We start from the raw sequence: 18099 nt of genomic DNA on the forward strand, positions 1-18099 counted from the left end.
AAAACGTGTTTATCTCAGCTCAGCTAAACTCATTCTCTGCTACCCTATTCTAAACTCAACTGTTCAATATCTTACTTACCAGCTCTATACACACTCTTGTGTATTTCTAAGCTTTGTTTATCGTATTACATGTCAGTATTTTTTGTCAATGATAAATCCGGCCTTAACACAACGGCTTTTTCTAAATAGACATGCTTGATTTCATCCTGAGGCGTATCCGTCTGAACCGTCATCAGGACACGGATACACTTTTGCAGAGCGCCGGTGACATCCATTTCCTGCATGCACGTCACCGGGACGTACTGCCACCCGGAAAGGCGGCGGACCGCTTTTGCCGGAAATACGGAATGGATATCAGGCGTGGCGGATAACAGGATCTGTACAACGTCTTCCGGCTTGCATCCATTTTGTTCAATGATTTTTTCAAGCAGCTGCTGTGTTTTTTCTAAAATTTCTTGTTCGGTGTCTTGTTCCACCGTTGTTGCTCCGCGAATGCCGCGTATCATCATGCTGTTTCCTCCATTCGCCATTTGTTCAGCAAATTTTCGAGCTCATCTTTTGAAAGCATGCAGTCCCGCGCTTCGCCTAATTCCTTTAACACGATGAACTGTGTCATGCCTCCGCGCGTTTTTTTATCATTCATCATCCGGGCGGAGAGAACCGGCGTTTCAATATCTTGTCTTATACTTCCCGGGTAGCCGAGCCCAATCAGCCATTGTGTGAGTTCTTTCCTGTTCATCTTGCAACCCGCAACCTGTTCACTCACGTAAAGGGCAAACTGCATGCCGAGGGCGACCGCATCGCCATGAGTAATCCGGCCGTAGCCGTATTCCGCCTCAACGGCATGGCCGAGCGTATGGCCGAAATTCAGAAAAGCTCTTATCCCCTCTTCCTTTTCGTCCTCACGCACGACGGCCGATTTGATTGAAATTCCTTTATAAATCATTTCATTCAGCTCAGCGCTTGTCAGTCCTTGCAACGTGTCAAACGTGAGAAGTTTTTCTAAAAAAGCATGATCGGCGATAAACGCGTGTTTGATCACTTCAGCCATGCCCGATCTCAGCTCTTGTTCCGGCAGGGTTTTCAGAAGCTCCGTATCGTAAATCACCGCTTTCGGCTGATAAAACGCGCCGATTAAGTTCTTTCCGAGTTTATGGTTGACGGCCACCTTGCCGCCGACCGCGCTGTCATGGGCAAGCAGTGTCGTCGGCATTTGGATGAAATCAATTCCGCGCATAAAAGTCGCTGCGCAAAAGCCGGCCAAATCACCCGTCACGCCGCCTCCGAAGGCGATCATACATGAAGAGCGGTCCATATGGAAAGCGATCGCTTCCGTTTGAATCCGTTCATACTCTTTTAGAGACTTCGCTTCTTCTCCGCTTGGAACGATTACTTTTTTCACGGGCCATGTTTCGTTTAAAAGCCGGAACATCTCATCGCCGTAAAGCCGGTCAACTTCAGCATCGATGACGAGAAGGATCTTTGTCAGCGGCCTGTTCAGTGAAGACAAAAGAGCAGCGGCCTGTTTCCTTATGCCTTCACCGATATACACGGGATATGCGGAGGAAGCTGTCCGAACCTCAAGCTCTTTCATCAGAATTCCCTCGATAGTTTTTTCATGTTTTCAACATTTTCTTTAATGCGGTCGATCTGGTCAAGCCCGAATTGTTCTACGACGGCATTTGCGATTTCCCAGGCCACTGCAGCTTCAGCCACTACGCTTGCTGCCGGAACCGCGCAGCTGTCTGAACGTTCAATGCTCGCTGTAAACGGTTCTTTCGTTTCAATGTCGACGCTTTTCAGCGGCTTATACAAAGTAGGGATCGGTTTCATGACGCCGCGGACGACAATCGGCATTCCCGTCGTCATACCGCCTTCTAATCCTCCGAGCCTGTTTGTGGCGCGTGTATAGCCTTTCTCTTCATCCCATACGATTTCATCATGAACTTCACTGCCGTTTTTGCCGGCCGCTTCAAAACCGATGCCGAACTCTACGCCTTTAAACGCGTTAATCGACAGAACGGCTGCAGCGAGCTTGCTGTCAAGCTTACGGTCATAATGGACATAGCTTCCGACACCGACCGGCATACCTTCGACGATCACTTCAACAATTCCGCCGATCGAGTCGCCGTTTGCCTTCGCTTCATCAATGGCTGCCATCATTTGACGGCCTGCTTCTTCATCGTAGCATCTCACCGGTGATTCTTCCGTTACCCGTTTGAGATCCTCAATGGATGTGTAATCGGTTTTCTCTGCTTTTACGCTGCCGATTTGCAGGACGTGTCCGGCGACTTTAATGCCAAGCTCCGCTAAAATCTTTTTAGCGACGGCTCCGGCAGCCACGCGAACCGTTGTCTCACGCGCGGAAGATCGTTCTAACACATTTCTCATATCGCGGTGATTATACTTAATAGCCCCGTTCAAATCTGCGTGTCCCGGTCTCGGTCTTGAAATCTGACGTTTCATTTCACTTTCTTCTTCTTCTGTAATCGGTGCTGCGCCCATGATTTTTGTCCAGTGAGTCCAATCTTTATTCTCTACAACGAGCGCGATGGGTGAACCGAGTGTCCGGGCATGCCGCACGCCGCTTGTGATCTTCGCTCTGTCCGTTTCAATCTGCATGCGGCGTCCGCGGCCGTGCCCTTTTTGACGTCTGGCAAGCTCAAAATTAATGTCTTCTTCAGTTATATAAAGCCCCGCAGGCACACCTTCTATAATTGTCGTCAGCTGCGGGCCGTGTGATTCTCCGGCTGTTAAGTATCTCATTTCTTTCTTCTCCCTTCATCGCATTAACGCTTTTAAGTAAAACTATACCACAAGTTTTCATTAAATGTCTTCTATCTTTTTTGATAAAAAAATGTATCAGTGCTCTCAAGGCCGAATTTTTCCGGGCTGAAAATCTGCTCTGTGCTTCCGACAAACAGAATTCCGTTCTTTTTCAGGCTGCCCGCCATTTTTACATACAGCTCTTCTTTTGCTTTTTCAGTAAAATAAATAAAGACGTTGCGGCAGACGATCAGATCAAAATCCTGTTCATAGCTGTCGGCGAGCAGGTTGTGCCGCTTAAACCGGATGTTTTTTTGAATCTCTTGTTTTACTTGATAACTGTTGTCAGCCTGCTTGGTGAAATAACGGCTTTTCACGGAAGCCGGCACCTCTTGCAGCGAGCGTTCCTGATAGATGCCCCGCTTGGCTTTGCCAAGCGCCTTTTCATCAATATCTGTCGCCAATATATCAAATCCGGCCAAACCCGCCTGCTGACTGAGAATCATAGCCAAAGTATAGGGTTCCTCCCCCGTTGAACAGGCCGCACTCCATATTTTTAACGGTTTGTTATGCTTTATTAACGGAAGAATTGAGGTTTCAAGAACTTCCCACCGTTTATAATTTCGGTAAAATTCAGAAACATTGATCGTCATCCTGTCCAATGTTTCATTTAATAAAAGCTTGTCTTTCTCCAAAGCGGCGGCAAATTCCTGAAAATCTTTGAATCCCTTTTTTTCATAAAGGGACGTCAGCCGTCTTTTCATCTGTGCTTCTTTGTATAAAGATAAATCAACGCCGGTTATTTGTTTCCACTTGGTGATAAAAATTTCGTAAGGCTCCATTGCTTCTCTCCCAATCTCGCTGTCTTTTGTCCTAGTATAGCCTGTTTTCTTTCTAATTTGTACGATTTCAATAAAAAAATCAGCCCGCAGGCTGATTTGTGAGAAATGAAAAGACAGGGCAGCGCAGCCTCTGTCTTTTTTAAAATATGTAAACCTTTTCATAACAAGAGAAAAAGAAAGGCTGACGGCTTAGTACACCCAGTCGGCCATTAATTTTTGATACGGTACAAGCTCTTCCTGTTTGAAGAAAATGTCAATTTCCCGCTCAGCGCTTTCTAAGGAGTCTGAACCGTGAATGATATTTTTGCCGACAAACATGCCGTAGTCACCGCGGATCGTGCCCGGCAGTGCATCTTTCGGGTTCGTTTTTCCGATCAGCTGTCTTGTGATCTCTACTACATTTTCCCCTTCCCATACCATTGCAAATACGGGTCCTGATGTAATGAATTCCACAAGCTCGCCGAAAAACGGCTTCCCTTTATGTTCAGCATAATGGTTTTCAGCCATCTGTTCTGAAACTTGCATTAGCTTGGCTCCTGCCAATTGTAAGCCCTTACGCTCAAATCTGGATAAAATCTCTCCGATCAGCTGGCGCTGTACGCCGTCCGGTTTTACCATGATAAAAGTTTTTTCCATAAGATTCTCCACCCCATCATTATGTATAGGCTTTCAAGTTGCACACCGAAATCGTAACATCTTTCTGACAATTAATCAATCCAGGGCGGAGAATGTTCACATCTTGTTCGTAAAAGGAATTTAAAATTTCCGTTTGCCGATATATTTGGCGATGGCGGCCAATGATGAGCGCGCCCGTCCTCTCGGCAGTGTATTCAGTTTTTCAAACGCTTTTTTTAAGTACCTGTCACTGACGGCCATTGATTTTTCAATTGCGTCTGTGCGTTTAATATTTTCAATAATGGGGGCGAGCTGCTCCTGTGTTGTTTCACTGTTAATTAATTTCAGCTGATTTTTCAATTCAGGCTGACGGAGCGCGTACAAAACGGGCAGAGTGACATTTCCTTGCAGCAGATCCCCTCCGACCGGCTTTCCCAGTTCCTCTTCCGTTGAAGTGAAATCAAGAATGTCGTCAATAATCTGGTAGGACATGCCCACGTAATAGCCGAACCAATATAATGCTTTGTGAATCTTCTCATCAGCTCCCGAAGCGATGGCGCCGAGCTGGCAGCTGACGGCAATGAGAAGAGCCGTTTTCCGTTTGATGCGGCGCAAATAGGTTCTGAGGTTTTGTTCCATATTGTATTTATCTCTGATCTGTTCAATTTCTCCGAGGCATACTTCTACGATGGTTTTGGACAGGATCCGGTGGGCTTTCGGCTCATCCAATCTCGTCATCATCTCCAGTGAGCCCGCAAGCATATAATCACCGGTATACATGGCGATACGGTTGTCCCACTTGGCTTTGATGGTCGGTTTTCCCCTCCGCAGCTCGGCGTCATCAATGACGTCGTCATGCACGAGGGACGCCATATGAATCATTTCCAGCGTCACCGCAACATATTTTATTTTATTAATGTCATAGTCGCCGAACATGCCGGAAAGCAATACGAAAACAGGGCGGATCCGCTTGCCTCCCGCCTGGAGCAGATGGAGCCCGGCTTCACTCAGCAAGGGATAGTCTGACCGCACCGTTTGCTCAAGTTCCCTTTCGATCACATCAATATCGTCATTTAAAAAAGAATAGGCCATTTTAAATTTCATATCATTCACCCAAACATCTGTATATTCATCATTTCCAACCGATATGCGTAGCGGCCACTCCGCCGGTAAACGAATGGTATTTGACATTCGTCAGGCCCGCTTCTTCAAACAGACGCGCAAGTTCTTTCATACCGGGAAATTCTCTTGCCGATTCTTGAAGCCAAGAATATTCTTTATAGCTCTTCGCAAACATTTTTCCGAAGAAAGGCATGATGTATTTAAAATATAGAAAATATGCCTGTCTGAATCCGAACATTTCCGGCTGGGATGTTTCCAGACATACGACCTGCCCGCCCGGTTTGACGACCCGCCGCATTTCTTTCAGCACGGTCAGATAGTCGGGAACGTTCCGCAGCCCGAAGCCGATGGTGACAAAATCAAAAGAATCATCAGCGAAAGGAAGCTCCATCGCATTTCCGTGCAAAAGTTCAATTTGGCTGTAACCGCCCTCTTTCACTTTTTTCTCGCCGATGCTCAGCATATTTTTGCTGAAATCCAGTCCTTTGATTTCGCCGCTTTTTCCGGCCGCTTCTGCGAGGGCAATCGTCCAGTCAGCCGTTCCGCAGCAGACATCAAGCGCTTTTGCGCCTTCTTTTACATTCATGATCTGCATCGTTTTATCGCGCCATTTTTTATGCTGCTGAAAACTGATAACAGAGTTCATTTGGTCATAATTTTTATAGATTTTTTCAAACACGCCGTGTACGCGCTGTTCTTTTGACTCCTGCATGTTGATTACCCTTCTTCCACTTTCTGATGATATGTTTTGTCCTGGCTGATCGCTTTAAGCCGGTTCAGCATGAGGTTTTGGATTGGTGAATTGAGCGGCAGCAGCGTTTCAATGCTTTGCTTTGCCTTTCGGAAGCTATCTTCCATTATGTCAGCCTTTGATTTCCCTGACTGTACAATATTGCCGATGACATCGAGAAATATAGCATTGCCGTTCATCAGTCGCTTATATACAAAAAAATCACTCGCCAGCTCTTTCCAGCGCGGAAGATTAAAGTGGTCTGACACTCTGTGAAACAAGGCCGCTTCCACAATCGCCATGCTTTCGATCAATTGATTCAAGTCATTGACAGACCGATCGTACAGACGGATTTTATGCTCATTGATTTCTTTAATTGCCGTAGCGAGCGTCCGAATCATATAGATATCCTTCATTTCAGATAAAAGCGAATAATACAGTCCGCTGAAATAGTCGCCGGCAAGCACGGTGAGCTGCCGGTTTTTATTTTCGTCTCGCTTTAACGCTCTGGCTGTTGTCACTTCATCGTGGGTATCAAGGGCGCTTTGGACAAGCATCGCAGTTACTATGTAATTTTCTCTGTCGTTGTTCTTAATGTCCGCCTCTTCAAACAAAGCGTGAAAAAGAAGAAGCTTATCCTCATCGATTTTAGGCGCGGAAATATGTTTCGCTAAATAAGGATGAGACAGCTTTTGTTTTAATTTCGTATTTAGATTCGCTAAAGTTCCGTAGATGTCTTGCAAAAATATCACCCTTGTCCCCAAATTCACATTTATTCTAATATGTATGAGATTTACTCGTCATTATTATACGCAGGTATCATTATAGCATAAAAAAAAGAAATTGGCTGTATTCTCCCGCCGTTTGCGGGCATTTGGCAAAAGCGGGAAACAGCCGGCTTATTTTTTTTCGCTGTTCATTTCTCCGTAAGCGGTCTGGATGAGGGCGTTGCCTCTCACTTTGATGGCAGAGGTATGCTCAGTAAACTGAGCGATAATCACTTCGCCTTTGTCCAGTTTTTCGGAATGGTGAAATTTCGTATCCGTTCCTCTCGTTAAACCGATGACGTTCACGCCGTCCTCAACCGCTTTAATGACGACAAAATCACTTGAATGCTTTGAATTCATATCTGCACCCTCTATCATTATTAATCCGCACGTTTAATATGTTCTAACACTTCGGAACGCGCCGCTGCGTCATCTTTAAAAATACCTCTTACAGCGGAAGTCACTGTTTTTGCGCCAGGCTTTCTTACGCCCCTCATCGTCATGCACATATGCTCAGCTTCGACGACAACCATGACGCCATGGGGATCTAAGGTCTCTACGATGCTTTCTGCAATCGTTGAAGTAATGCGCTCCTGCAGCTGCGGGCGTTTTGAGACGGCTTCCACCGCCCGCGCCAATTTACTCAGGCCCGTCACTTTGCCGCCGCGCGGAATGTAGGCAATATGCGCTTTTCCGTAAAAAGGAACAAGGTGATGTTCACACATGGAATGAAACGCGATATCTTTTACAAGAACAAGCTCCTCATGGTCTTCTCCGAAAACGGTTTTAAAGTGTTCTTTCGGGTCTTCATTTAATCCCGAGAATACTTCCGCGTACATTTTTGCCACGCGTTTCGGCGTATCTAAAAGCCCTTCCCGGTCCGGATCTTCTCCAATCGCCTCTAAAATCTGGCGAACCGCCTGTTCAATCTGTTCTTTATTAACTTCTTTCATTGTCTGTGTCCTCCACCATTGAATACATTTAATTTCGATTCTAGCACATTTGCCGCGCCAAAAGCAAAACGAAAGTCCTGCCCGGTGACCGGGGCTGCTTAAATATGAAAAGCCCCTTTATCAAGGGGCTTTTCTGTGAAGAAACAAAGTGTATGTATCAGATGCATACACGATCTATATTCACAATTATTTTCCTGCAACAGCGTCTTTAAGAGCTTTACCTGGTTTGAAAGCAGGTACCTTGCTTGCAGGGATTTCGATTTCTTCACCCGTTTGCGGGTTACGTCCTTTACGTGCAGAACGCTCGCGCACCTCAAAGTTACCGAAACCGATCAGTTGGATTTTATCACCGTTTTTAAGTGCATCTAAAATCGTATCAAAAACAGAATCAACTGCTTTTGTAGCGTCTTTTTTAGACAATTCGCTTGCTTCAGCAACCGCATTGATTAGTTCTGTCTTGTTCATGCCTTTCACCTCCTCCCAAAAGGGTATCAAATCAGCAGTTTATTATCATTTCTTCACAGTTCAGCCTGATTCTAAACCTGTCTGATAAAAAATCAAAGCAGGGAAGAACAGACAAGTAAACGGCTTTTCATAAGAAAACAGACACTTTGAGGAATGTTTGTCCAACAAAGTGAAGATTTTCTGTATGTAGAGTAACACATATAAAAAGCCATATCAAGCATTTTAAAGCCTCAATCCCTTGCTCGTCAAGGTTTTCACGTGTTTTACCGAACAAATATTCCTTTTTTTGCTTTTTTCCTCCTAATCCTTGATTGATTTCCAGTATCTAAAAAGAATAAAAAAAGACCCCCCGTTTCAGGAAGAGGTCCTTCAGCTTACAAAATAATGGCGATCAGGCCGCCTGAGCCTTCGTTAATAATTCTCTCCAGCGTTTCTTTCAGTTTGTATCTCGCATTTTCCGGCATGAGTGACAGTTTTGCGGAGATTCCTTCTCTTACGATAGAGCTCAATGATCTGCCGAAAATATCGGAATTCCAGATAGAAAGCGGATCATCTTCAAAGTCCTGCATTAAGTAGCGGACAAGCTCTTCACTTTGTTTTTCTGTCCCGATGATCGGTGCGAATTCACTTTCCACATCCACTTTGATCATATGAATGGACGGAGCGACCGCTTTCAGCCTTACTCCGAACCTTGATCCCTGCCTGATGATTTCCGGTTCATCAAGGCTCATATCGGTTAAGGCCGGGGCGGCAATGCCGTAGCCGGTCTGTTTCACCATTTTCAGCGCATCTGATACCTGATCATATTCTTTTTTCGCGTGGGCGAAGTCCTGCATTAATTCAAGCAGGTGGTCTTTCCCGCGGATTTCAACGCCGACCACTTCTTTTAAAATCTGGTCATATAAATGATCCGGCGCATACAAATCAATTTCTGCGACACCCTGGCCAAGTTCGATTCCGGCCAATCCGGCGCTTTCAATAAACTCAAATTCACTGAAGTGGCCGACAACCCGGTCGACATCGCGCAGGCGTTTAATATCTTTTACGGTTTCTTTCACTGATTCCTGGTAGCTCTCTCTGAGCCAATGATTTTCTTTCAGCACCATGACCCAGCTCGGAAGGTTGACATTGACTTCCAGCACAGGGAACTCGTAAAGCGCTTCTCTGAGGACGCTTAACACATCTGTTTCCCGCATGCTTTCAACACTCATGGCGAGGACGGGAATATCATATTTCGCGCTTAATTCAGCTCTGAGCGCTTCTGTTTCCGGGTGGTACGGTTTTACCGAGTTGATGACCATAATAAACGGTTTGCCGACTTCCTTCAGCTCGTCGATGACTCTTTCTTCCGCTTCCACGTAATCGCCCCGCGCAATATCGCCGATTGAGCCGTCTGTCGTAATGACGACCCCGATTGTGGAGTGTTCCTGGATGACTTTTCTCGTACCGATTTCCGCAGCCTCATGAAAGGGAATCGGTTCTTCATACCAAGGTGTATTGATCATTCTCGGACCGTTTTCATCCTCATATCCCTTCGCCCCGGGAACCGTATATCCCACACAATCCACAAGACGGATGTTGACATCAAGTCCTTCCGCGACATGAACGGACATGGCTTGATTCGGGACAAATTTTGGTTCTGTGGTCATTATCGTTTTTCCTGCTGCGCTTTGCGGAAGCTCATCCTGCGCCCGCGCTCGGTCGGCCTCATTGCTGATATTCGGGAGCACCACAAGCTCCATAAATTTTTTAATGAATGTAGATTTCCCTGTACGGACAGCGCCAACGACTCCTAAGTATATATCGCCTCCTGTTCGTTCAGCGATATCCTTGAAAATATCGACCTTTTCCAAGTGATCCCCTCCCGGACTTCCTATCCTTATCATTTTTCATTCACCATTCTCCAATCAAATACAGGACACTATATGTGTATGACGTTGTCCTATTTCAATATGACATCTTTAGAAAATTTTCAGGCAATCTTTTCTATCAAAATCAAAAAAAACCTTTCTCCCTATTTGTATGCGCGGGAAAAAGGTTCATTCCTGTTTCGTTTGACTTTCTAAAAAAACGGGTTCCTGTTTTTCATTTACGGTGTATGTGACTGAAAAGGCCGGGACGAAAGGAGTCTCTTTCCATAAAATATCCTGAATTTCCGCGCCCGGTTTGATTTTCTTTTTGTTTTCCTTCAAGCAGCGGGCGAGATCGACGCGATAGTCGGCATAGATTTCTCCGTCAGCGCCGATTAAAAGCGGCAGAGACGTGCCTGAAACCGGACTTTTGACTGAAGGAGAGTCTTTCATGCCGAGCTTTTTTTTATTTAAAGTGAACAGGCCTTTTGAAACAGCGTCCTCATAGGGAGGATATGTATGCTTTTCCTGATACATTTTGACACGCAGCTTCATGTCGCGGATTGCTTCCGCCATTTGGAGATCGACCAGCTTGACGGTCGGCTTATTTTCCACATCGACAAGCACGTATTGGTACATTCCTCCGCTTTCATAAGCTGAGGCCGGCGGCTCCTCGATGTATCTGGGCGCGAGCCGCTTAAAATCTATCGGATATTTTTGATAGAGCGGTGTTTTCATATCTTTTGTCTGAATCGGCAGAAGTCCGCCGTTCGCCTTTTTAAATTCATCCACTGCCGCTTGCACCTGCTGAAGCTGATGTTTGTAAGATACTTTATTTTCAGTTTTTTTTGCTTCAGGGTACAGACAGCCCGACAGCAGAAGCACCGCCATTGCCGTTATGACGGCCATTTTTAACTTATGCATTCCGCGCCCCCTTTTGGCTTTATTCATTGACAGGCCCGCTGAAAACGACCATTAACACGATCAATCCCGAGATGACCATGCAGGCATAAGCGAGTGAAGAAACCGCTGCTTTTATCAGTTTGTTTTTCACTTTGTACCTGCTGACATAAATAGAGGCGACCGCAACAAACATTAATCCCATAGCACCAAGCGCAAACCACATTTTCATCAATGCCACACTCAAGTTCGTGCCCCCCATCCCATCATTGTAAGCGTTATATTTCATTTTAATATACAAATGTTGAAAAGATCAACAGGTTTTCCATCTATTGAAAAAACAAAAAAACTGAAGCAAAGAGGGGGACTTTGCTTCAGTCAAGTTGACTATATTCACCTGTACGTCTGAGATACACTCTCTTGGACTTCGATGCTATAGTATGCGTAGATGCGTACGTCTGCATCCTCTTCTGCCTAAATCAGCAAATGTTTTAAGCGATTTCAGCCGGAGAGTTCTGCGTTTTGTACTTTCGTCACTTCAGAATATGCTGACGGCATGTTATTGTCACTTCACCCGGTTTTCGAATGTGTTGACCAAGTCTTCCATCTCATGGGTTTTCACTCTGGCCATTAAGGATTCTACGGCAGTTTCTACCTTCTGCCCATTAAATAATACTTGGTGAAGCGCTTCTGTGATCGGCATTTTCACCTGATATTTTTGAGACAGCTGATACGCAGCTTTCGTCGTCCGCACGCCTTCAACAACCATCCCCATCTTATCCAGGACAGCTTCCAGCTTATATCCTTTGCCGAGCAGGTTGCCGGCGCGCCAGTTTCGGGAATGAACGCTTGTACACGTCACGATTAAATCGCCTACGCCGGTCAGGCCGGAAAAGGTGAGCGGATTTCCGCCCATCTTTGTGCCGAGTCTGGCGATTTCAGCAAGACCTCGGGTGATTAAGGCCGCTTTTGCATTATCTCCGTATCCCAATCCGTCTGTAATCCCCGCTGCAAGAGCGATGATATTTTTTAACGCTCCCCCTATTTCAACACCGATCATATCGGGATTTGTATAGACGCGGAAATGCTGGTTCATGAATAAATCCTGAACCGCTTCTGCAGCCTTGATATTTTTTGAAGATGATGTAACAGTCGTCGGGTGTCTTAATCCGACTTCCTCAGCGTGGCTCGGCCCTGAAAGCACGACGATGTCTTTTCTGTACTCCTCAGGCAGCTCCTCCTCCATTAATTCTGAAATGCGGAGAAGCGAATCCGGCTCAATTCCCTTGCTGACATGAACAAAAATCGATTGTTTCGGGATGTACGGCAGAGCCTTTTTCAGCACTTCCCGAATGGCTTTTGTCGGTACTGCCACAATGATGAAGTCAGCTCCTTTTAAAGCCTCGCTTAAATCGGCTGTCCCGATGATAGAACTTGATAGCTCCACACCCGGCAGGTAATCTTTGTTTTCATGCAGTTCGTTGATTTGATCGATCAATTCGGCACGGTGTCCCCACATCATGACTTGATGTCCGTTATCAGCCAGCACTAAAGAAAGTGCAGTGCCCCAGCTTCCCGCTCCAAGCATTGCCACTTTTTTCATCTCTGTATCACACCTTTTTATTTTCTTGCTCTTGCAAATATTTTAATTGGCGTACCTTCAAATCCGAAAGCGTCCCGGATTCGGTTTTCTAAAAAGCGTTCATAAGAAAAATGCATCAGTTCCGGATCGTTGACAAAAACAACGAAGCTCGGCGGCTTAACAGCGACTTGAGTCGCATAATAAATTTTCAGACGGGAGCCGTTGTGCGTCGGAGTCGGATTCATGGCGACCGCATCCATGATGACATCATTTAAGACATTTGTCTGCACGCGGAGAGAGTGGTTTTCACTCGCTTTAATAATCGCAGGCATGAGTGTATGAATCCGCTTTGTCGTCAGTGCCGACATAAACAGCACCGGCGCATAATCGAGAAATTGGAAATGCTCCCGAATATTCTGTTCAAATTCTTTCATCGTGCGCTCGTCCTTATCAACGGCATCCCATTTGTTTACGATAATGACGACGGCTTTCCCTGCTTCATGGGCGTATCCGGCGATCCGCTTGTCCTGCTCAAGGATGCCTTCTTCTGCATTCAGCACAACGCCGACGACGTCTGAGCGGTCAATGGCTTTTAACGCCCGCAGCACACTGTATTTTTCTGTTGTTTCATATACTTTACCCTTTTTTCTCATTCCCGCCGTGTCAACGATTACAAATTCCTGCTGATTGTAAGTGAACGCCGTATCCACAGCGTCTCTAGTCGTTCCGGCTACGTTGCTCACGATAACCCGCTCTTCGCCGAGCATCGCATTGACAAGGGATGATTTTCCGACATTCGGGCGGCCGATCAGGCAGAATTGAACGACATCATCACTGTACTTCGTCTCCGGAATGTTTTTAAAATGCTCGGCACAAGCATCGAGCAAATCTCCCAATCCTAAACCGTGTGTCCCCGAAATCGGATACGGTTCTCCAAAGCCGAGCGCATAAAAGTCATAAATGTTCGCTCTCATTTCGGTATTATCTAATTTATTAACGGCTAATACGACCGGTTTTTTCGTCCGGTACAGTATTTTTGCCACTTCTTCATCCGCAGACGTCACACCTTCGCGGCCGTTCACCATAAAGATGATCACATCAGCCTCGTCCATGGCGATTTCAGCCTGCTGGCGGATCTGTGTCAGAAACGGCTCGTCTCCGATATCAATTCCGCCCGTATCAATCAGGTTAAAATCATAATTCAGCCATTCCGCCGAACTGTATATCCGGTCCCGCGTCACTCCGGGGGTATCTTCTACTATTGAAATTCTTTCACCCGCAATCCGGTTAAAGATTGTGGATTTTCCCACATTCGGTCTTCCGACAATGGCTACGACAGGTTTACCCATAGTACCCTTCCTTTCAATCCAGCCGCTTACATTTTCACAAAAAATTGTTCAACCGGTTATTAAAAATCATCTTCGCTATGAAAAGAACCCTTCAAACAGAAGGGCTTAACTCATTTATTATATCAGTTTTCACTGAGATCACAATGTATTCTTCAAAATGTTTCGCATTCATGTAACAGTCTCCGTCTGTTTTCAAGACATTTTTGTCGCTCCTTTGCCCTGCTTTTTGCTTTTTTGGCTGATGCGCGCCGCAAGCTGTTCATATGTAGTCAGCCCGACGAGAAGAATCACTCCCGCCGAACAGCCTGAAAGCCATTTATAATCACCGACGGCTGCTGCACCCGCAATGTTGCGGATGACCGCAGCATACAATAACTCCCCCTGGCACATGCCGAGAACAAAAAGACAAAGCCTCTCAGGGAACCGCCCCTCAACAGAAAGCGTAATAACGGTAAGCAGTATAACCGCCGCCCATTCAGGTTTTATGATAAACCAAACAGGGTCATATAATGCAAAAAGAAAAATAAAGCCGTACGCCGCAGCCGCCGTCAGATGAATCACAATATGACGGAGCCGTTTATGCATGCCGAGGCTTCCCGCATAAACAAATGCCGCAGCAAAAAACATGACATATGCCGCGTTCAGCGTAAAATAAGCCGTTATCTGATGTATGCTTGCCATCATATTAGTCAAAATAAAGACTGATACGTAAAAACGGCTTTTTGTTTTGGCAAAAATAAAAGTCGCAAGTATCCATAAAAACCACATTGACCAGTAATAATAAAACGGTTCCATAATCGCTCCTCCTCTGACCAGTATGGAGCGGGAACGCATTTTTTAAACCAATTATGCCTGAAAGGAGCGGATAAAAATGGGAAAAGACAGACAGGAGAAAAAACTGAAAGCCTCCCGCCGGGTGGAATCTGATCGCGATGATTCGATTCACCATAAAGGAGCGACAAGCCTTGAGCAAAACGGTGAATTCCGAAAAAGAAAATCGTAAAAAACAGAAAAAGGCATGCGGGTTCGCATGCCTTTTAACGTCTGCTGAAACGGGATGTGTCAATTCCCCGTTCAGAAAGCCAGTGATGTGTGTCACCTTTTATGACCAAAGGCGCCTTTTGCAATTGGGCAACCGATTGGCATCCGAGGGCGGTCATAATCATTTTCAGCTCTTGTAAAAGCGCCGTCATCTCGTCAAACAGCCCCTCTTCTCCTTTGGAGGTGAGAGCTTTCAGGAAGGTGCCGGCCATTCCCGCGCCAGAAGCGCCGAGGGCAATCGATTTGGCGACATCCAAGGCACTTTGCAGCCCGCCGGATGCGATAATTGATTGATCAGCGGAGAGCGAGTGGATTTCCGCTAAGCTTGCGGCAGTGGAAATTCCCCACGTATTAAAAAATTGAAGCGCCTTCTCTCTGCGCATATTTTCAATCTTAGAGAAATTTGTACCGCCGTATCCGCCGGCATCAACTGCTGCCGCACCGGCATCAAATAACTGCCGTGCCGACTCCCTGCTCATTCCGAAGCCGACTTCTTTGACAAAAACGGGAACTCCCGCTTCCGCCGCAATCCGCTCAATACGGCCGAGAGCGCCGGTAAAGCTTCTGTCTCCCTCCGGCATGACGATCTCCTGAATCACATTTAAATGAATCTGGAGGGCATCCGCTTGAATCATATCAATTGCTCTTTTTGCCTGCTCGGCATCCGCCTCGCTGCCTAAATTGGCAAATATCAGCCCGTCCGGATTCTCTTTTCTGACGATCTCGTAAGAATACCGTTCGGAGGGATCTTTTAAAGCCGACATTTGCGAACCGACAGCCAGCGGCATGCCGGCTTTGCGCGCGGCTCTTGCCAGCGATCTGTTAATTTCGTATGTAAGCTGTCCGCCGCCGCCTGTCATCGCATTGATAAAAATCGGCGAACTGCTTGTGAGTCCGCCGATTTTCGTTGATATATCCACTTTTTCCAATGCTAGGTTCGGTAGGCTGACATGAACAAACGTAATATCATCAAGCCCCGTTTCCCGGTTTTGGCCGGTAGACAGCGCATGATTTATATGTTCTCTTTTTCGTTCTGCTCGTGTCACGTTTTATCACCAATTTATTTTAATTTATTAAGCTTGTCTCCGATTAAATCGCCAAGCTGGAAGCCGGTGCTCGGCTCTTCTTTCGCCTGGTATTGACGGAAGTCCTCCTGATCGGCTTTCGGCGCTTCTTCAAGCTCACGCATGCTTAAGGAAATGCGCTCTTCGCTTTCGTTCACGTCCAGCACTTTCACTTTAACAGTCTGTCCTTCTTCAAGCACTTCATGCGGCGTTCCGATATGTTTATTGGAAATTTGCGAAATGTGCACAAGTCCTTCCACGCCCGGAAGAATTTCAACGAAGGCGCCGAAGCTTACAAGGCGCTGCACTTTTCCTTCAAGCACATCTCCCTGTTTTACCTTTTCGCCGATCTGGCTCCAAGGTCCCGGCAGCGTTTCTTTAATAGATAAAGAAATACGCTCGTTATCGCGGTCTACGGACAGCACTTTCACTTTTACGTCCTGACCTTCTTCCACCACGTCAGACGGTTTTTCGACGTGTGAATGAGACAGCTGCGAAATATGAACAAGCCCGTCAATTCCGCCGATGTCGACAAATGCGCCGAAATCAGTCAGACGCTGCACTTTTCCTTCAAGCACGCTTCCAACCTCAAGCGTTTGGAGAAAATCATGCTTTTTGGCTGTCTGTTCTTTTTCCACTACAGCCCGGTGTGACAGAATCACCCGGTTTTTATCACGGTCGAGTTCAACGACGATAAGAGAGAGGGTTTTCCCTTTATAGTCAGTGAAATCCTCGACGAAATGAGCTTCGACAAGTGATGCGGGAATGAAGCCGCGAACGCCGATATCAACGACGAGACCGCCTTTCACCACATCTTTCACTTCAGCTTCAAACACTTCTTTTGTGTCGAATTTTTTTTCAAGGTCTTCCCAAGCGCGGTCAGCATCAACGGCACGTTTAGATAAAATCAAAGCATCGTCTTCCACTTTTGTTACTTTCAGGTCAAGCTCGTCGTCAACTTTTACGACATCCGATGCTTTCTCTACATGAAGACTTGATAATTCACTGATTGGAATGATTCCGGACTGTTTGACATTGACAATTTCGACATCTACATGCTTGTCCTCTACCTTTGTCACAATCCCTTTTACTACATCTCCAACCTCTGGCACTTGAACATCAATTTGATTCATTTCCTCTGTCATTTGAATAACCTCCTTGGTCCAAACCTACACAGCTTAATTAATACGGTTTGAAAGCTGAACATGTGAATGTCCGCTTTTCAGCCGAATATGTATTAAAGAATCATCCAAAAAAGATTTTGAATGATCAATAAAAAGTTTTATTAGTATTAACTTCTAATAAAAGGACTGGTTTGTCAAGCAATAACATCTTGTCTTTTGAAAAAAATTAAAAAGCGCTCCGCCCGAAGTTAACGTGATTTCTGTTCGACGATCTCCAGAATTTTTCCTGCGACTTCGGCAATGCTGAGTGACGTCGTATCGATTTCAATCGCGTCTTCCGCTTTGCGCAGCGGGGAAACTTCCCTCTCTGAATCGAGTTTGTCGCGTCTGGCAATTTCTTCAATGAGCGTCTCGTAATTCACGTCATAGCCTTTTTTCTTATTCTCTTCATATCGGCGCTTCGCTCTTTCCTCTACGGACGCGAGCAGAAAAATTTTCACTTCGGCATCAGGCAGCACGTGAGTACCGATATCACGGCCGTCCATGACGACACCGCCTTTTTGTCCGAGCTGCTGCTGTCTTTTGACCATTTCTTCTCTGACGCCTTTATGCTTGGCGGCGATGGATACTTGGTTGCTGACTTCGTCTTTTCGGATTTCTTCTGTCACATCTTCTCCGTTTACGAGAACGATTTGTCTTTCCGGAGCGGATACAAGCTCAATTTCCGTACGCTTCAAAAGCTCTGTAAGCGCGGCTTCATCGGTTAAATCGGCATTCTGCTTGAGTGCCGTATATGTAATGGCACGATACATCGCCCCTGTATCAATGTACACATATGATTTTTTCTCAGCTACTATTTTAGCAACGGTGCTTTTTCCGGCAGCGGCCGGCCCGTCGATCGCAATTGATAATTTCTTGTCCATAATCTC

At 46.0% G+C, this 18099-nt stretch carries 21 protein-coding genes; 1 reads left to right on the plus strand and 20 read right to left on the minus strand.

The genetic code is table 11. The features are described 5' to 3' along the window. Positions 1-125: 125 nt before the first annotated feature. The 17 genes from aroH to L3V45_RS11050 form a co-directional block, all read right to left on the minus strand. Complete coding sequence (gene aroH, locus L3V45_RS10970) at positions 126-509, minus strand: chorismate mutase (protein ID WP_003153463.1); 384 nt, start codon at positions 507-509, stop codon at positions 126-128. Further along, positions 506-1594, minus strand: coding sequence for a 3-dehydroquinate synthase (gene aroB / locus L3V45_RS10975; protein WP_014305310.1), 1089 nt, complete (start codon positions 1592-1594; stop codon positions 506-508). Before aroB ends, aroH begins: the two co-directional genes overlap by 4 nt. Then, a complete protein-coding gene (gene aroC, locus L3V45_RS10980; RefSeq protein ID WP_003153459.1) occupies positions 1594-2766 on the minus strand; it encodes a chorismate synthase in 1173 nt (390 codons plus the stop codon). The genes aroB and aroC overlap by 1 nt, the downstream gene beginning before the upstream one ends. Positions 2767-2837: 71 nt before the next feature. Beyond that, positions 2838-3608 carry a protein-glutamate O-methyltransferase gene (locus L3V45_RS10985; RefSeq protein WP_015388067.1) on the minus strand — a complete coding sequence of 257 codons (771 nt, stop codon included), beginning with the start codon at positions 3606-3608 and terminating at the stop codon, positions 2838-2840. 189 nt (positions 3609-3797) lie between these two features. Then, a complete protein-coding gene (gene ndk, locus L3V45_RS10990) occupies positions 3798-4244 on the minus strand; it encodes a nucleoside-diphosphate kinase (protein ID WP_003153455.1) in 447 nt (148 codons plus the stop codon). Between the two features lie 120 nt (positions 4245-4364). Continuing rightward, positions 4365-5327 carry a heptaprenyl diphosphate synthase component II gene (hepT, locus tag L3V45_RS10995; RefSeq protein ID WP_003153454.1) on the minus strand — a complete coding sequence of 321 codons (963 nt, stop codon included), beginning with the start codon at positions 5325-5327 and terminating at the stop codon, positions 4365-4367. Between the two features lie 28 nt (positions 5328-5355). Continuing rightward, the gene (menG, locus tag L3V45_RS11000; RefSeq protein ID WP_003153453.1) at positions 5356-6057 is read right to left on the minus strand and encodes a demethylmenaquinone methyltransferase; all 702 of its coding nucleotides are present in this window, start codon (positions 6055-6057) and stop codon (positions 5356-5358) included. A gap of 5 nt (positions 6058-6062) precedes the next feature. Further along, entirely contained in the window at positions 6063-6818 is a 756-nt protein-coding gene (gene hepS, locus L3V45_RS11005) for a heptaprenyl diphosphate synthase component 1 (protein WP_003153451.1), read from the minus strand. Positions 6819-6974: 156 nt separating this feature from the next. Beyond that, complete coding sequence (gene mtrB / locus L3V45_RS11010; protein WP_003153449.1) at positions 6975-7202, minus strand: trp RNA-binding attenuation protein MtrB; 228 nt, start codon at positions 7200-7202, stop codon at positions 6975-6977. A gap of 20 nt (positions 7203-7222) precedes the next feature. Continuing rightward, positions 7223-7795 (minus strand): GTP cyclohydrolase I FolE, encoded by a 573-nt coding sequence (folE, locus tag L3V45_RS11015; protein ID WP_003153448.1) that lies wholly within the window; start codon positions 7793-7795, stop codon positions 7223-7225. A 186-nt stretch (positions 7796-7981) separates the two neighbouring features. Next, entirely contained in the window at positions 7982-8260 is a 279-nt protein-coding gene (gene hbs / locus L3V45_RS11020) for a non-specific DNA-binding protein Hbs (RefSeq protein ID WP_003153447.1), read from the minus strand. A gap of 374 nt (positions 8261-8634) precedes the next feature. Then, positions 8635-10113 (minus strand): stage IV sporulation protein A, encoded by a 1479-nt coding sequence (gene spoIVA, locus L3V45_RS11025; protein ID WP_003153438.1) that lies wholly within the window; start codon positions 10111-10113, stop codon positions 8635-8637. Positions 10114-10299: 186 nt separating this feature from the next. Next, positions 10300-11034 carry a hypothetical protein gene (locus tag L3V45_RS11030; RefSeq protein WP_003153436.1) on the minus strand — a complete coding sequence of 245 codons (735 nt, stop codon included), beginning with the start codon at positions 11032-11034 and terminating at the stop codon, positions 10300-10302. 19 nt (positions 11035-11053) lie between these two features. After that, a complete protein-coding gene (locus tag L3V45_RS11035) occupies positions 11054-11257 on the minus strand; it encodes a DUF2768 domain-containing protein (protein ID WP_003153435.1) in 204 nt (67 codons plus the stop codon). A 318-nt stretch (positions 11258-11575) separates the two neighbouring features. After that, positions 11576-12613 carry an NAD(P)H-dependent glycerol-3-phosphate dehydrogenase gene (locus L3V45_RS11040; protein WP_003153434.1) on the minus strand — a complete coding sequence of 346 codons (1038 nt, stop codon included), beginning with the start codon at positions 12611-12613 and terminating at the stop codon, positions 11576-11578. A gap of 17 nt (positions 12614-12630) precedes the next feature. Next, complete coding sequence (gene der, locus L3V45_RS11045) at positions 12631-13941, minus strand: ribosome biogenesis GTPase Der (RefSeq protein ID WP_003153433.1); 1311 nt, start codon at positions 13939-13941, stop codon at positions 12631-12633. A 192-nt stretch (positions 13942-14133) separates the two neighbouring features. Then, on the minus strand, positions 14134-14736 hold the full coding sequence (locus tag L3V45_RS11050) for a YphA family membrane protein (RefSeq protein ID WP_003153431.1): 603 nt from the start codon (positions 14734-14736) through the stop codon (positions 14134-14136). Positions 14737-14812: 76 nt separating this feature from the next. Between L3V45_RS11050 and L3V45_RS11055 the strand changes: the two genes are divergently transcribed. After that, positions 14813-14944: a YpzI family protein gene (locus L3V45_RS11055; RefSeq protein WP_003153429.1), complete on the plus strand. Its 132-nt coding sequence runs from the start codon at positions 14813-14815 to the stop codon at positions 14942-14944. A gap of 34 nt (positions 14945-14978) precedes the next feature. Here L3V45_RS11055 and fni read toward each other — a convergent pair whose 3' ends face one another. From fni to cmk, 3 genes are all read right to left on the minus strand, one after another. After that, a complete protein-coding gene (gene fni, locus L3V45_RS11060; protein WP_015388064.1) occupies positions 14979-16028 on the minus strand; it encodes a type 2 isopentenyl-diphosphate Delta-isomerase in 1050 nt (349 codons plus the stop codon). A gap of 14 nt (positions 16029-16042) precedes the next feature. After that, positions 16043-17191, minus strand: coding sequence for a 30S ribosomal protein S1 (rpsA, locus tag L3V45_RS11065; protein ID WP_003153426.1), 1149 nt, complete (start codon positions 17189-17191; stop codon positions 16043-16045). A gap of 227 nt (positions 17192-17418) precedes the next feature. Continuing rightward, positions 17419-18093, minus strand: coding sequence for a (d)CMP kinase (gene cmk / locus L3V45_RS11070; RefSeq protein WP_044053377.1), 675 nt, complete (start codon positions 18091-18093; stop codon positions 17419-17421). Between the last annotated feature and the right edge of the window lie 6 nt (positions 18094-18099).

It is taken from the genome of Bacillus sp. R45, from assembly GCF_021729365.1.
Lineage (GTDB): Bacteria > Bacillota > Bacilli > Bacillales > Bacillaceae > Bacillus > Bacillus velezensis.

Bases quoted from the DNA above. Each gene is read 5' to 3' on its own strand.
- L3V45_RS11055 (WP_003153429.1), top strand. From the start codon at position 14,813: ATGGGAAAAGACAGACAGGAGAAAAAACTGAAAGCCTCCCGCCGGGTG.
- rpsA (WP_003153426.1), bottom strand. From the start codon at position 17,191: ATGACAGAGGAAATGAATCAAATTGATGTTCAAGTGCCAGAGGTTGGA.
- aroC (WP_003153459.1), bottom strand. From the start codon at position 2,766: ATGAGATACTTAACAGCCGGAGAATCACACGGCCCGCAGCTGACGACA.
- L3V45_RS11040 (WP_003153434.1), bottom strand. From the start codon at position 12,613: ATGAAAAAAGTGGCAATGCTTGGAGCGGGAAGCTGGGGCACTGCACTT.
- mtrB (WP_003153449.1), bottom strand. From the start codon at position 7,202: ATGAATTCAAAGCATTCAAGTGATTTTGTCGTCATTAAAGCGGTTGAG.
- menG (WP_003153453.1), bottom strand. From the start codon at position 6,057: ATGCAGGAGTCAAAAGAACAGCGCGTACACGGCGTGTTTGAAAAAATC.
- der (WP_003153433.1), bottom strand. From the start codon at position 13,941: ATGGGTAAACCTGTCGTAGCCATTGTCGGAAGACCGAATGTGGGAAAA.
- aroH (WP_003153463.1), bottom strand. From the start codon at position 509: ATGATGATACGCGGCATTCGCGGAGCAACAACGGTGGAACAAGACACC.
- hbs (WP_003153447.1), bottom strand. From the start codon at position 8,260: ATGAACAAGACAGAACTAATCAATGCGGTTGCTGAAGCAAGCGAATTG.
- ndk (WP_003153455.1), bottom strand. From the start codon at position 4,244: ATGGAAAAAACTTTTATCATGGTAAAACCGGACGGCGTACAGCGCCAG.
- L3V45_RS10985 (WP_015388067.1), bottom strand. From the start codon at position 3,608: ATGGAGCCTTACGAAATTTTTATCACCAAGTGGAAACAAATAACCGGC.
- aroB (WP_014305310.1), bottom strand. From the start codon at position 1,594: ATGAAAGAGCTTGAGGTTCGGACAGCTTCCTCCGCATATCCCGTGTAT.
- hepT (WP_003153454.1), bottom strand. From the start codon at position 5,327: ATGAAATTTAAAATGGCCTATTCTTTTTTAAATGACGATATTGATGTG.
- L3V45_RS11050 (WP_003153431.1), bottom strand. From the start codon at position 14,736: ATGGAACCGTTTTATTATTACTGGTCAATGTGGTTTTTATGGATACTT.
- cmk (WP_044053377.1), bottom strand. From the start codon at position 18,093: ATGGACAAGAAATTATCAATTGCGATCGACGGGCCGGCCGCTGCCGGA.
- L3V45_RS11030 (WP_003153436.1), bottom strand. From the start codon at position 11,034: ATGCATAAGTTAAAAATGGCCGTCATAACGGCAATGGCGGTGCTTCTG.
- folE (WP_003153448.1), bottom strand. From the start codon at position 7,795: ATGAAAGAAGTTAATAAAGAACAGATTGAACAGGCGGTTCGCCAGATT.